The organism is Sphingobium sp. B11D3D (genome assembly GCF_025961755.1).
Taxonomy (GTDB): domain Bacteria; phylum Pseudomonadota; class Alphaproteobacteria; order Sphingomonadales; family Sphingomonadaceae; genus Sphingobium.
Window position 1 is genome coordinate 3,476,018 of record NZ_JAOQOG010000001.1, and the last position, 12,762, is coordinate 3,488,779.

Here is a 12,762-nt window from a genome sequence, read left to right on the forward strand (position 1 = left end):
ACAGGTCAGTTGTAGGCGACGGTCGCCGTGAAGCTGCCCGAGTAATTGCCAGAGGCCTGCGTATTGGGCAGGGAGAAGCTACCGCCGACGCCGAAGGTCGCGGTGCCAGCTGTGCCGATGGAGCTGGACAATGTGCCCGTTGCGGCACTCGGCGTCAGCGTGACGGTGATCGTGCCGCCGGGCGTACCGGTCATGGAGAAGCTGGCGGGCACCGAGATCGAGAAAGTCTGCCCCCCTTCACCCGAGACCGTGTAGGCTGCGCGCGACGTCGTGCCACCAGCGGCAACGGCGTCGCCGGAACCAGACAGGCTGCGATTGCCCGTCGAGGCATCGACAGTGACCGTGTTGGTCCCTGCTACCGAGGGTTTCACGATCGTGCCGAACGCAAGGTCGCTGGTTTTTGCGATCGAGATCGGCTGAACGATCCGGGCTGTACCCGTGGTCGACACAGATGCTGAGGACTGAGCGTAGCTTGCCGCCGGGATGGAGCCCAGAAGCGCAATTGTCGCGATAGACTTCAAGTTCACGAACATGACGATGTCTTTCTCTTTCTTGATATGCACATGAATTTAATCGGAAAATATCAGACCCCACCCGCCTTGGAGGCCCTCGGGCGGCAGCGTTTCGCGGGTCTTGGGATTACAAGCGGGTGCATCTGGCGAGCCAGTCGCAAGCAACTGGATCACGTGATGATCGGTAAGGGTGCTTGCTGACCGTCGCCAAAGACGGGCCGTTGCCCGATGAGGGCGGAAAGGATCTGGAAGGCGCGAAGACGACAGGTCCACAATAGTTCTCCGTTTCGGTAACCCCGCTATCCCTGTGAGGGACCGGAGGCTTTGCGTCCCATCGTCGCCGATGGTTTGCCGTTTCGACCGAGAATCTCGGGCGCTATTAGGTAAATTTTGATTTAACTATTATACGCTACACAGTCAACGCCTATGTGGTGAACGACCAGATGGAGAATTGTGCGACTACTCCCATGTTGAACCGCAGATCGAGTAGCACGATTAGGAGCGCGTTTGTTTTCAATGAAATAAACGCGAGGTTTGGATCATCGGAGCCTAAGCAACACGCCAAGAACTTCGCGGACTGAAGCGAACCGACGATGCGGTTAGCTCGCGCCAAACCGAATTCCATGAGGATGTATTTCGTTGCCGTCGCTATGATCCCGACGAATTACACATCCGGGCTAAATGCCAAGGCCCGTCTCGCGAAAAACGCCGCTTGGGCTCCTCTCCCCCCGCTTCGCTTGTCAGGGCGTGGAGCGCGCGACGCGGCCAAGCGTCGGTCCTCGTTTGAGCGTTTGCGGGGTGGGGTGCGGCCTCAGGATGTCGGCGCAATGCCGGAGAGCAACCGCCTCAACCGGCAGAGCGCACGAAATTCTGGCTGATCTGCTGGCCAGACCGCGCCAGTCTACGCACCTCGGGTAGCCGGGACACTTCATATCGCATGAGCGCGGCATTCGGGTCGGTCCGCAAGGCCGCCGGGTCGAGGCAGCGCGCGAGGGTGAGAGCATCTTGCGCGGCGGTTGCGAAGCCATTGCCCGTCATCGGTGTGCAGACATGGGCAGCGTCGCCAACCAGACACGTGCGGCCGGCGACGAGTCGGTCCGGACAATATTCCACGACCGGTGTGCCGAGCACCGCTTTGCGGGCGATACATTCCAGGATCGCGTCGCGCCAGGGCGATGGCCAGTGCCGGGGCGCCAGTGCGGCCAGCTCGTCGAACAGCGCATCCGGCATGTCGCTCGGGCGCAGCGAATGCCGCACCAGCGCGCCCTCGACCGCCCCTGTGCTGCGGAGGATTGCGTTATGTCCGGCGTCGTACCAGCCCCAGCCGACCCGGCGGCGGCCGCGCTCCGGACTGCCATCGGCGGCTGTCAGCGGAAAGCCGAGAAGCACATAGGGCCCGGATTCGAGAAACTCCAGATTGGGCGGATAGCGGACAGACAGCGCCGACTCTTCGGCAAAGCCGACCCAGGCCAGATACTCCGCGAAGACCGCATCGGGGCGCTCCGGACTGATCTGCCGCCGCACAACGCTCTGATAGCCATCCGCACCGACCAGCACCTTGCCATCGAACCGCCGACCATCGGCGGTCCTTGCCCAGGCCCGATCCTCCGCCTCTCCCGTCGCTTCCACACGGGCGTTCTGCAGGATGACAATGCCGGCCTCGCCCGCCGCTGCGCGCAGACCGCGATAGACCGATTGCCATGCCTGGACGCCCGTGGCGAGCGCGCCGGCGGCATGAGGGCGCCCGGTCAACTGCTCGAGCAAGCCATAGCCGACCTGCAGCGCTGCCCCGGTCCGGTCCGTATCGGTCGAGCGCTCGAGCAGCGTGATCGAGAAGCCATGCCGCGACAGTGCGAGGCCGGTCATGAGGCCAGCGAGCGAGCCGCCGACGATCAGAATGTCGCTCATCCGCTCCGGGCCCGACGACATCAGCTTTTCGGCGTCACCCAGACCTCGACGGAGGCGACGAACTTGCCGGGCGCCGGTTTGCCGACCTGCACGCGATCGATCGTCACCAGCTCGCCGCTCTCCAGATTGAAGCTGGCCCAGGGCTTGGGCATGCGACCGAAGGTCATTTTCTGAACGGGTTGGCCGGTGGCCGAATTCATGATGGTTGCGATGACACTCATCGCCCAGCCGATAGCCACCATGGCGTGCTGCGGTCCAGCGATATTGATAGCCTGCCGACGCCGCGCGGGTACATCCGACGGGTTCGTTTGAAATTTCGCTTTTCCGGTGCGCTGATAGGTCCCGTATCTCGCGCCGACCCCGTCGCCCGGCCAAGCTAACGGGAAACTCGCTCGCCAATATAGTCTTGCGAGCGAAATTCGCTGGCGCCGGGGGCCGACCATCTACCCATTTCAAAATACGAAAGATACGAAAGTAATTGACTTTCGTTGTCAGGCGCTGCGAAAGTCGCTTCATGGCTATCGAGTATGATGTTCTGGTCGTTGGGGGAGGCATAAACGGCGCTGCGATTGCGCGCGATGCGGCGGGTCGTGGCGCGCGTGTCATGCTCGTCGAGCAGGACGATCTCGCCGCGCACACCTCCTCGGCCAGCACCAAGCTCATTCATGGCGGGCTGCGCTATCTCGAGCAATATGAGTTCCGGCTGGTCGCCAAGGCCTTGGCGGAGCGGGAACGGCTGATGCGTGCGGCGCCGCACCTCATCCGCCCGCTCGAGTTCGTATTGCCCCAAGATCGCGGCATGCGGCCCATGTGGATGATGCGCATCGGCCTGTTTCTCTATGATCGGCTGGGCGGGCGCAGCAGCCTGCCCCACTCCCGGGCGATCAGGCTGGCCGGGGATGGCTATGGCAGCGCCATTCAATCTCGATTTGGCCGCGGCTATGTCTATGCCGATTGCTGGGGCGACGACAGCCGCCTCGTCGTCGCCAACGCGCAGGATGCCGCCGAGCATGGCGCGACGGTCCTCACCCACACAAAATGCCTCGCCGCACAAAGGGATCAGCATGGCTGGCGCGTCTCCTTGCAGGGCACTGACGGCACGCCGTTCTCCGTGACGGCGCATGTGCTCGTCAATGCCACCGGCTCCTGGGCCGCTGACTTCCTGCCCGAGCGGGCCGGCGTTGCGGGCGCGGGCACATTGCGGCTGATCAAGGGCAGCCACATCGTCACCCGCAAGCTGTACGAGGGCGACCACGCCTATATCCTGCAGAATCCGGACAAGCGGATCGTCTTCGCCATTCCTTATGAAAACGACTTCACGCTGATTGGCACGACGGATGTGGAGTGGCAGGGCGCGCCGGACGTCGTGAAGATCGATGCGGCCGAAACGGCTTATCTCTGCGACTCCGTCAACCGTTGGTTCGCCACGCAGATCACGCCGCAGGATGTGATGTGGAGTTTCGCTGGCGTGCGCCCGCTCTATGACGACGCGACGACCAACGCCTCGGAGATCAGTCGCGACTACGTCCTCTCGCTGGATCATGCCGGGGGCGCGGCGCCGGTGATGAGCGTTTTCGGCGGCAAGATCACCACGCACCGCGCGCTGGCGGAGGAGGTGATGGACAAGCTCGCCCGGCACCTTCCGAGCCTGCGACCGGCCTGGACAGCCGCCGCTCCGCTGCCCGGCGGCGATCTGGGTACGGGAGGGCTGGATGGCCTCATTGCCGACCTGCGGGAAAAGTTTGGTTTTCTCGGCGAAACCACCATCCGCCGCCTGGCGGAGAGCTACGGCTCACGCATCTTCAAGCTGCTCGCGGACGTGAAGACGGCGGAGGAGCTCGGGCAGCATTTCGGCGCCGGGCTCACCCAAGCCGAAGTGGATTATCTTCTCGCGCATGAGTGGGCACGCTCGGTCGACGATATTGTCTGGCGTCGATCGAAACTTGGGCTGCATATGCGCGAGGAAGAGGTGGCAGCGCTGGAAGCCTATCTCGCGGATCATGCGAGGTTGGACGTCAACGCCGTCGGATAAATGACAACGATAAACGTGGAGGGGCCAATGTCACCGGGGAAGGCATTTATTGGAGAGCTGATCTCCGAATGCATTGCAGTGTTCATCATCATCACCATCGGCTGTTCTGCCGCCGCGATGTATTTTCTCTATGATCCAAGCCCTTACAGCACAGCCTATTTCGGGGTGTGCATCACTTGGGGCCTTGCCGTCACCATCGCCATCTATGTGACGGGCGCGGTCTCCGGCACGCACGCCAACCCAGCAGTCACCCTCGCGCTCATGATCTATCGCGGCTTCCCCGGGCGCAAGGTCGTGCCGTTCTGGCTGGCGCAAATCCTCGGCGCGTTTCTGGGTGCCGCCGTGGTCTACATGATGTTCTCGCCGGTGATCGATGCGTTCAACGCGACGCAGGGGGTGGAGCGGGCGGCCGGTGGCGGCGCCGGCGTGTTCTTCACCGCGCCGGGCGCGCACATCACACCGATCCGGGCGTTCTTCAACGAGATCGTGCTGACCGGCTTCCTGCTGCTCGGCATCTTCGCGATCACTGAGGAATATAACACGCAGGCGCCCGAGGCCAATTCGAGCGCGCTCATCATCGGCCTGCTGGTTGCCATGATCGGCGGCGGCGCGGGATATCTGGAAGGGTGGCCGATCAACCCCGCGCGCGACCTTGGCCCCCGCATTTTCGGCTATCTGGCGGGCTGGGGCGAATCCGCTTTTCCGGGGCCGGGCAATTACTGGTGGGTGCCCATCGCCGGCCCGTTCTGCGGCGGCGTGCTGGGCGCCAGCGTCTATCATTGGCTGATCCGGCCGTTCCTGCCCGCACGCCACAAGCGCGCCGTGCAGGAGACGATCCCCGCCGAGGCTGACGCGGCCAACTGACAATCGCGCCGCGCAGCCGGCGACCACAGGAGAGCAATCATGGCCCAGCCACCCTATATTCTCGCGATCGACCAGGGCACGACCTCGACGCGGTGCATCCTGTTCGATGCCGCCGCCAATCCGGTCGCCACGACGCAGCGCGAATTCAAGCAGCATTATCCCAATCTCGGCTGGGTAGAGCATGATCCCGAGGACATCTGGACCGACACCGTCGCCATGATGCGGGATGTGGTGGCCAAGGCCGACGTCGATGTCGCGGATGTCGCCGCGATCGGCATCACCAACCAGCGGGAGACCGTCGTGGTGTGGGATCGGGCGACCGGCAAGCCCATTCACAACGCGATCGTCTGGCAGGACCGGCGGACCGCCGATGAATGCGCCCGGCTGAAGGACAGCGGCGCCGAAGAAATGGTCACCGCCAAGACCGGGCTGCTGATCGACCCCTATTTCTCGGCGACCAAGGCCGCGTGGATATTGGACAATGTCGCGGGCGCCCGCGCTGCCGCCGAGCGCGGCGAGTTGGCCTTCGGCACGATCGACAGCTTCCTGCTCTGGCGGCTGACGGGCGGCGCAGTCCATGCAACCGACCCCACCAATGCAGGCCGCACCCTGCTGTTCAACATCATGGACCAGGCCTGGGACGAGGAATTGCTCAGCCTCTTCCGCGTGCCCGCCGCGATGCTGCCGGAGGTGCGGGACAATAGCTGCATCTTCGGCCAGTGCGATGCCGAGATTCTCGGCAAGGCCATCCCGGTCGCGGGGATGATCGGCGATCAGCAGTCCGCGCTCTTCGGTCAGGGCTGCTTCCGCACTGGCATGGCGAAATCAACCTATGGCACAGGCTGCTTCGCGCTCATGAACATCGGCACGGAGCCCGTGCTCTCGAAAACGCGCATGCTCACCACCCCGGCCTATCGCTTGGCCGGAACGACGACCTATGCGCTGGAGGGCTCGATCTTCGTCGCCGGCGCGGCGGTCAAATGGCTGCGCGACGGGCTCAAGATCATCACCCATGCCTCGGAAACGGACGGCATGGCCACCCGCGTGCCGGACAGTCACGGCGTCTATATGGTGCCTGCCTTTGTCGGCCTGGGCGCGCCATATTGGGATCCGCACGCGCGGGGGCTGATCTGCGGTCTTACGCTGGATGCGACGGACGCACACCTGGCCCGCGCCGCGCTGGAATCCGTCGCCTATCAGACCATGGACCTGATCGACGCCATGAAGGCCGATGTCGGCGAAGGCGAAACCGCCTTGCGGGTCGATGGCGGCATGGCCGTCAATGACTGGCTCTGCCAGTTCCTCTCCGACGTGCTGGTCGCGCCGGTCGAGCGGCCCGCCATTGTCGAGACGACGGCACTGGGCGCGGCGTTCATGGCCGGGCTGGCGACCGGCGTCTGGAGCGGTCTGGATGACCTCGACCGGATCTGGACCCGCGAACGGCGCTTCGAGCCGAAGATGCCGGAAACGACCCGATCGGCCGCCGTGGAGGGCTGGCGCAAGGCGGTCGAACGGGCCATTTCCTGAGTTGCGCTTTCGCATCGCTGTTCCACCGCATGCAGGGCCGGCCGCGCAGTCATTACGGCCCGCCCGATGATGCCGCGCGCCGGGCTATAAGGACGCTTGCAACTCAAGGATCGAAGCGTCAGAACGCCGGCATGACGAGCGCATCCAACACCCGCCACCGCCAGATCCTGGATCTGGCGCGCCGCAACGGCAAGGTGACGGTGGAGGATCTCGTAGGCCGCATGAATGTGACGCCCCAGACTATTCGCAAGGATCTCAACGATCTGTGCGAGCGCGGTTATCTGTCGCGGGTCCATGGCGGCGCCATTCTCGGCTCAGGCGTCGAGAATCTGGAATATGAGGCCCGCCGCCGCCTGTCCGTGGCCGAGAAAAAGGCAATCGGCAAGGAGGCTGCGGCCCGCATTCCCGATGGCGCCTCCCTGTTCATCAATATCGGCACCACGACCGAGGAAGTCGCGCGGGCGCTGGCCGGTCGCAGCAATCTGATGGTCCTCACCAACAATCTGAACGTGGTCGATATCCTTTGCCGCAATAGCGCAATCGACCTGATCGTCGTCGGCGGGCGGGTGCGTCATGCCGATCGGGCCGCGGTCGGCCCCACCGCGGTCGATTTCATCCGGAACTTCAAGGTCGATTTCGCGGTCATCGGCGCGTCCGCCATCGATGAGGATGGCTCGTTGCTGGATTTCGACCTGAACGAGGTGCAGGTCTCACACGCCATTGTCGAAAATTCGCGCTCCGTGATTCTCGTCGCGGACAGCAGCAAGCTTACCCGCAGCGCCCCGGTCCGCATCGGCCACATCAGCGCCGTCGATATTCTCGTGACCGACTATCTCGACAGCCCGGAACTCGCCGCAGTCTGCGCCGAGCATAATGTCGAGGTCGTCAACGCAATGCCCGAAAGCGCCACGACGGAATAAGGCGCAGCGCAGGAGGTTCGTGGGGTTGGCTCCCCTCCTCTTCCGAAGAGGGGCTCAAGATGGCGCCTAACCCCTCACTGCCCGCGCGACGGCCGCTTCGACCACGGCGCGATGAGCTTCCACAACCGGTTCGAGCAGCGCGGCATCCACCTTGTCGATCGTATCGTCCTCGACATGGCACCACCGATGGATGCCCAGGCCGGCGAAGGCGTTCACATAGCCCCGGTCGATGATGGAGGACAGTTCGCCCGCGCCACCGACGACTTCGATGGGGCGCTCATAACCCGCAAGCCCGCGAAACGCCTCAGTGGTCTCTGCCATCAAGCCCGGCGACGTCATCAGGACGCGCTGCGGATCGGCGCAGGAGAGAAGCTGGTGATTGCGGCTCAGCACCTCATAGGCATCGCGGGTGGCGAGCCCGGCGCCCAGATGGGTCCAGATTTGTGTCTGGGCGGCCGGCGGCCCCTCGGAGAGGGAGTAATGCGTGCCGGCGAAATCGAGCTCATGCCCACCGGCGTTGATGGCGAAGAGCGAATGGTCGGGATAGCGGATCGCGGCCCAGCGACACAGCTCCAGAAAGACGGCAGTACCGGGCGCCCGCTCGCCGACGCTGACGCCCCAGCCCGAGCGGGGCGTGGAGAAAGCCAGCCACTTGGGGCCTGCCTCGCGTCGGGCGATGATATTGCTGCTGTGGCCGGTCGCGCTTTTCCCGGTGAGAATGAGGGTCAGGGGTCGGCGCGCGGCAACGGCCTCGGCGATGATCGGCAGGTCGCGCGGCGCCATCAGCGCGATGGGCACGTCGGCGATGGGCTTCAGCCGGGTGTTGAGCGCCACGATGCTGCCGGTCGGCCCGGTCGTCACGATGACGATCGCGGCCGGCTTATTGGGGATGACCCGATCCAGCATCGGCTTGACCTCGCCCGAGAAAATCGCCGCGTGGCGACCATAAGGCAGGACGACGATGGCGATCTTCCCGGCGACGCCCTGCGCCTCGAACGCATCGCGGACCAGAACGGCCGGTGCGGTAATGCCCTTCGCCGGCGTGGGGACGACGACCGGCTGCGCGGCCACCGCGACCCGCTTGTCCCCGGCGCGCAACTCCGTCACCGCCGGCTCGAATGTGGGAATGGGGAACTTGACCTCATCGACCTTGAAGCCGGCCGTCGCGAGGCGCTTGCCGATCCACGCCGCAGTGGCAAGATCGCCCGCAGAGCCCGAGACCTTGCTCCCGAACGATGCGTAGGTTTCCATGTCTTCACGCAGCTGCTTTTGCAGCGGAGACACAAAAGGCGCCGCGCCGGCGGGTGCCGGAGCGGATGCAGCCGAGGCCGGCGCTCCGCCAGCCCAGACGGCGACGCCCGCCAGCCCGACAGAAGCCTGAAGCATATCACGCCTGCTCTGCATCGATGTGTTCCTTCTATGGGTCGCCCGCAGGCGCTGGTTCAGTTGGCCGGGTCCGCCCGGTCCCAGGGCGCCACGGGCTGGGTGAAGGCGAGGAGATCTTCGATCAGCGCCTGCACCAGCGGCAGGCTCATTTTGACATTGGGAACCAGGGCTTTGAGCCAGAGAGATTTGACTGGAAAGTCCGGCAGCAGTTGCACCAGCCGGCCAGCGCGCACGGCCTCGCGCGAGACGAACTCGCTCAGCATGACGATCCCCGCGCCCCTCAAAGCGGCATCGCGCAGGACGATGGCGGTGTTGACCGCAAAGCGCGAACTGACATCGACCGCCAGATCGCCTGACTCGCTTTCGAAAACCCAGGTTCCCCCAATCGACTGCGAGTTGAGGCAATCATGCTCCACCAACTCGCGCGGATGCTTGGGGTGCCCCCGCCGGGCCAGATAGGACGGCGCGGCGCAGATCACCATCGGATGCTCGCACAAAGGCACATCCATCACCCCGGCATAAGAAGCGGCCATGGCGCCGATCGCCAGATCGAAGCCTTCCTCGATGGGGTTCACGGACCGATCGACCAGCATGAGGTCGATGCTGACGCCGACATGGCTCTGCACGAAATCCGCGAAGAAGCGGCCGAAATAGCTGCTGGCCACCGTGGTCGGGCATTTGATCCGCAGGTGCCCGTCCAGCGCCTGGCGGGATCGGCGCGCGCCGGCGACGACGTCGTCGGTCTGGCGCACCAGCGCGCGGACGCGCGGCAATTGTCGTTCGCCAAAGGCCGTCAGCTCGGCCTTGCGCGGCGTCCTGACGAACAGCATCGCGCCCAGTTCATCCTCCAGCCTCCCGATCCGCTTGGACATGACCGACGGAGCGATATTGAGCTTGCGCGCGGCAGCAGCGAGGCTGCCGCATTCAACCACGGCCAGAAAGGCGCGCATGTTGAGCAGCGTATCCATCAGGGCGCGCTCACGAATGGCCGCCCGCGCGTCATCATTTGAAAGTCACTCGCGCCACCGCAATCCCCTTCTCGCCGGAGACGGCATAATAGAGATAGATGCGGCCATCGTCGTTGAGAACGCCGGGATCGCGCAAGGCATGCTCCGCGCCCGTCGCCATGCCCCCGCGCGAGGAAACCAAAGGCAGATTGGCGCCTTCATAGGCCTTTTCCGGGCGCATCACTTCCGTCGGCGTCGAAGCCGTCCACTCCGACCAATCCGGCCGCAGATCGACGCTGGCATGGAGGATGCGCTCGGGCGAATCTCCTACATTGGTGTAGAAGACATGCAGCGTATCGCCGATGCGGGTCACGCCGGCATGACGCATCTCATCGAGAATGCGCGGGCCGGCTTCGAACGGCGGCAGGAGCGATGCGGACCGGAAGAACTGGCCACTGCGCAGCCAGACCGGATAGGCGCTCGCCTTGTCGGCCATGCCCAGGCCGTAGCTGCTGCCCTTGTAGCTGAACACGCGAATATAGGGCGCCCCGAACGCGCCGGACGCTGCGGTAAAGCTCAGACCATCTGGCGAGGTCGCAACGAAGCTGCGCTGGGCATAAGGCCGGCCGCCATAGTCGCCGCCGGGCATTTCGGTCGCGCCATGATAATAGAGCACGATCCGCTTATTCTCTTCATCCACGACGGCGTCGGGAGACGAGATGTGGTGCAGCGCCGAGGTCTGCTCCAGCCGCAATGTGCCATCTTTATAGACGGTCCAGGGGCCTTCGGGCCGATCGGCATAAGCCAGGCGGATATAGCCGCCGCGGTGATGGCCGAAATACATATAATATTTGCCGAGCGGATTCTTGATCCAGCTCGGCACCCGGATCACCGACGGGCCGTTGATATTGTTGCCTAGATCGCCTTCCAGCCCCGGCATGTCCGGATAGATAATGGGGCCTGAGCCGATGCGCTCCGCCACCACGGCCGAGACCTTGACACTCTCGGTCGAGCGCGATGTCGGCGCCTGAGCCGTCGCGGGAGAGGCGCCGGCGAGGATCGGAGAGATCAGGAGACCGGCCAGCAACCCGGCATATATTCGCTTCGTCCTGTTACCGCTGCGCATCTCTCTGATCCTCTCCATCGTCTCTATGGGCGCCTCAGGCCTGCCGGCTGGCTGCCTGCGCTGTCTGGCTCATCTCACCGGGCTGGTCATGCAGGAACACGCCCTGCCTGCGCAACTCTGCCTGCAGGCTGGCCACATCGAGCGCCCGCGGCTGGACGCCGGCGTTCACGCTGAGCGCCGCAGCGGCGCCGGCGGCCTGGCCGGTCAGCCAGCATTGCGGGATCTCGCGCATGAAGCCATGCGAGTTGGCATCGCAGCTGATGTGCTTGCCGCCTGCCAGCAAGCCGTCGAGCTTGCGCGGCACCAGCGCGCCATAGGGCACCGAGATCACCGGATATTTGAGGCTGACCGAAGGGCTGACGCCAACCTCGTCCGGGAGCGCAATGCCATCGGCCCACTGGCTGCGCAGGATCTTGCCCATGCCAGCCAGACGCCGTGTGTGCCGCACGCCAAGCTGTGAGCCGCTCTGCAGCATATAGCATTGCTCGAACCCTGGCGCATGTTCGAGGAAGAACTCGCAATGCGTCTGCATGAAGCGGTGCGAGCGGATCTCCAGCTCGGTCTGGTCATCCACATCCAGCGCCGACAGGCCGGATTGGCGCGGGCCGAGGAACAGCGCGATGTCATTGCGCCAGGAGACATAAGGCGGCTGGAAGAAGCCGAGGCGCTCACGGCCGAGCTTGGCGAATTCGGCATATTGCTCGGGCTCATTGGCCCGGAACGCCAGCCAGCGGTCCATGTCCACACCGCCTAGCATGAAGCCGGTGTTGGCGCTGTGATGGACGTCGCCTTCCTCGATATCGGTCTCGAACTCGGCCCCGGCGCGCGCGAAGATGTCGCCATCGCCGGTGGTATCGACCACCACCTTGGCACGCAGCGCCTGACGCCCGGCCTTGGATTCGAACACCACGCCCTCGACCTTGCCATCCGCGACCATAGGCACCGCCGCCCAGCTGTGGAACACCAGCCGCACGCCGGCTGCCAGCAGCATCTCCTGGCTGATCAGCTTCAACCGCTCGGGATCGAGCGTGGGCGACCAGCAGACCGTGCCGTGGAAGGCCGCAGTGCGCTGGCCCCAGTAGCTGGCCTTCTTGGGATCGCGCGAGCCCCAGTCGGCGCGCGGCGGCCCGGCAAGACCCGCGGCGGGCAGGCGCCCGAGCACATCATTGGCAAAGCCCTGGATGACCTGGCGGCCGGTCCAATCGGTCATCCGGTCGATCCAGATGACGAGGCCGCCGGTGGAAAGGCCGCCCAGATGATTATAGCGCTCCATCAGCACCACATCGGCCCCGGCCTGCGCCGCCGCCCAGGCCGCCGCCGTGCCCGAAGGCCCGCCGCCGACCACCAGCACGTCGCAGCTGTGATACACCGGAATCTCGCGCGCAGGCTCGACCCAGGTCCCCGTGCCATTGGCCCGCGGCAGCACCCGACCACCCGTCTCGAACACGTCAGAGGCCAGAAAACGATCCTCCGACTGGCGAACTTCCTGAACTTTAGGTCTGTCCATAATCGGCGAACCATATCCTTTCTGGGGAGGGAT

At 64.6% G+C, this 12,762-nt stretch carries 11 protein-coding genes and 1 riboswitch; of the genes, 4 read left to right on the plus strand and 7 right to left on the minus strand.

The window, feature by feature from the left end; translation table 11 throughout:
- Window positions 1–5: 5 nt before the first annotated feature.
- The 3 genes from M2334_RS16120 to M2334_RS16130 all read right to left on the minus strand — a co-directional run bounded on the left by M2334_RS16120 (window position 6) and on the right by M2334_RS16130 (window position 2,641).
- Window positions 6–533, minus strand: a complete 528-nt coding sequence (locus M2334_RS16120) for a DUF4402 domain-containing protein (protein ID WP_264571451.1) — start codon at window positions 531–533, stop codon at window positions 6–8.
- A gap of 265 nt (window positions 534–798) precedes the next feature.
- Window positions 799–875: riboswitch (cyclic di-GMP riboswitch) on the minus strand.
- A 483-nt stretch (window positions 876–1,358) separates the two neighbouring features.
- Window positions 1,359–2,420 (minus strand): FAD-dependent monooxygenase, encoded by a 1,062-nt coding sequence (locus tag M2334_RS16125; RefSeq protein WP_264605962.1) that lies wholly within the window; start codon window positions 2,418–2,420, stop codon window positions 1,359–1,361.
- A gap of 20 nt (window positions 2,421–2,440) precedes the next feature.
- On the minus strand, window positions 2,441–2,641 hold the full coding sequence (locus M2334_RS16130) for a hypothetical protein (protein ID WP_264606103.1): 201 nt from the start codon (window positions 2,639–2,641) through the stop codon (window positions 2,441–2,443).
- A gap of 293 nt (window positions 2,642–2,934) precedes the next feature.
- On the opposite strand from M2334_RS16130, the gene glpD reads away from it, so the two are divergent.
- From glpD to M2334_RS16150, 4 genes are all read left to right on the plus strand, one after another.
- The gene (glpD, locus tag M2334_RS16135) at window positions 2,935–4,452 is read left to right on the plus strand and encodes a glycerol-3-phosphate dehydrogenase (protein ID WP_264605963.1); all 1,518 of its coding nucleotides are present in this window, start codon (window positions 2,935–2,937) and stop codon (window positions 4,450–4,452) included.
- A 27-nt stretch (window positions 4,453–4,479) separates the two neighbouring features.
- Window positions 4,480–5,316, plus strand: a complete 837-nt coding sequence (locus M2334_RS16140; protein ID WP_264592593.1) for an MIP/aquaporin family protein — start codon at window positions 4,480–4,482, stop codon at window positions 5,314–5,316.
- A gap of 39 nt (window positions 5,317–5,355) precedes the next feature.
- Window positions 5,356–6,843, plus strand: a complete 1,488-nt coding sequence (gene glpK / locus M2334_RS16145; protein ID WP_264605964.1) for a glycerol kinase GlpK — start codon at window positions 5,356–5,358, stop codon at window positions 6,841–6,843.
- A 131-nt stretch (window positions 6,844–6,974) separates the two neighbouring features.
- Window positions 6,975–7,763 carry a DeoR/GlpR family DNA-binding transcription regulator gene (locus M2334_RS16150; RefSeq protein ID WP_181560822.1) on the plus strand — a complete coding sequence of 263 codons (789 nt, stop codon included), beginning with the start codon at window positions 6,975–6,977 and terminating at the stop codon, window positions 7,761–7,763.
- A gap of 66 nt (window positions 7,764–7,829) precedes the next feature.
- Here the strand turns inward: M2334_RS16150 and M2334_RS16155 are convergent, their stop codons facing one another.
- Genes M2334_RS16155 through M2334_RS16170 form a run of 4 tightly spaced genes read right to left on the minus strand, consistent with a single transcriptional unit; the run spans window position 7,830 to window position 12,729 of the window.
- A complete protein-coding gene (locus tag M2334_RS16155; protein ID WP_264605965.1) occupies window positions 7,830–9,149 on the minus strand; it encodes a hypothetical protein in 1,320 nt (439 codons plus the stop codon).
- Window positions 9,150–9,205: 56 nt separating this feature from the next.
- Window positions 9,206–10,117, minus strand: coding sequence for a LysR family transcriptional regulator (locus M2334_RS16160; protein ID WP_264605966.1), 912 nt, complete (start codon window positions 10,115–10,117; stop codon window positions 9,206–9,208).
- A gap of 34 nt (window positions 10,118–10,151) precedes the next feature.
- Window positions 10,152–11,222 carry a hypothetical protein gene (locus M2334_RS16165; RefSeq protein ID WP_264605967.1) on the minus strand — a complete coding sequence of 357 codons (1,071 nt, stop codon included), beginning with the start codon at window positions 11,220–11,222 and terminating at the stop codon, window positions 10,152–10,154.
- Window positions 11,223–11,256: 34 nt separating this feature from the next.
- Window positions 11,257–12,729, minus strand: a complete 1,473-nt coding sequence (locus tag M2334_RS16170; RefSeq protein WP_264605968.1) for an FAD-dependent oxidoreductase — start codon at window positions 12,727–12,729, stop codon at window positions 11,257–11,259.
- Window positions 12,730–12,762 lie beyond the last annotated feature (33 nt).

What these genes read in the sequence shown, in the direction of transcription:
- M2334_RS16125 (WP_264605962.1), bottom strand. Translation starts at nt 2,420, where the DNA reads ATGAGCGACATTCTGATCGTCGGCGGCTCGCTCGCTGGCCTCATGACC.
- M2334_RS16165 (WP_264605967.1), bottom strand. Translation starts at nt 11,222, where the DNA reads ATGCGCAGCGGTAACAGGACGAAGCGAATATATGCCGGGTTGCTGGCC.
- M2334_RS16130 (WP_264606103.1), bottom strand. Translation starts at nt 2,641, where the DNA reads ATGAGTGTCATCGCAACCATCATGAATTCGGCCACCGGCCAACCCGTT.
- M2334_RS16160 (WP_264605966.1), bottom strand. Translation starts at nt 10,117, where the DNA reads ATGGATACGCTGCTCAACATGCGCGCCTTTCTGGCCGTGGTTGAATGC.
- M2334_RS16150 (WP_181560822.1), top strand. Translation starts at nt 6,975, where the DNA reads ATGACGAGCGCATCCAACACCCGCCACCGCCAGATCCTGGATCTGGCG.
- glpD (WP_264605963.1), top strand. Translation starts at nt 2,935, where the DNA reads ATGGCTATCGAGTATGATGTTCTGGTCGTTGGGGGAGGCATAAACGGC.
- M2334_RS16155 (WP_264605965.1), bottom strand. Translation starts at nt 9,149, where the DNA reads ATGCTTCAGGCTTCTGTCGGGCTGGCGGGCGTCGCCGTCTGGGCTGGC.
- M2334_RS16170 (WP_264605968.1), bottom strand. Translation starts at nt 12,729, where the DNA reads ATGGACAGACCTAAAGTTCAGGAAGTTCGCCAGTCGGAGGATCGTTTT.
- M2334_RS16120 (WP_264571451.1), bottom strand. Translation starts at nt 533, where the DNA reads ATGTTCGTGAACTTGAAGTCTATCGCGACAATTGCGCTTCTGGGCTCC.
- M2334_RS16140 (WP_264592593.1), top strand. Translation starts at nt 4,480, where the DNA reads ATGTCACCGGGGAAGGCATTTATTGGAGAGCTGATCTCCGAATGCATT.
- glpK (WP_264605964.1), top strand. Translation starts at nt 5,356, where the DNA reads ATGGCCCAGCCACCCTATATTCTCGCGATCGACCAGGGCACGACCTCG.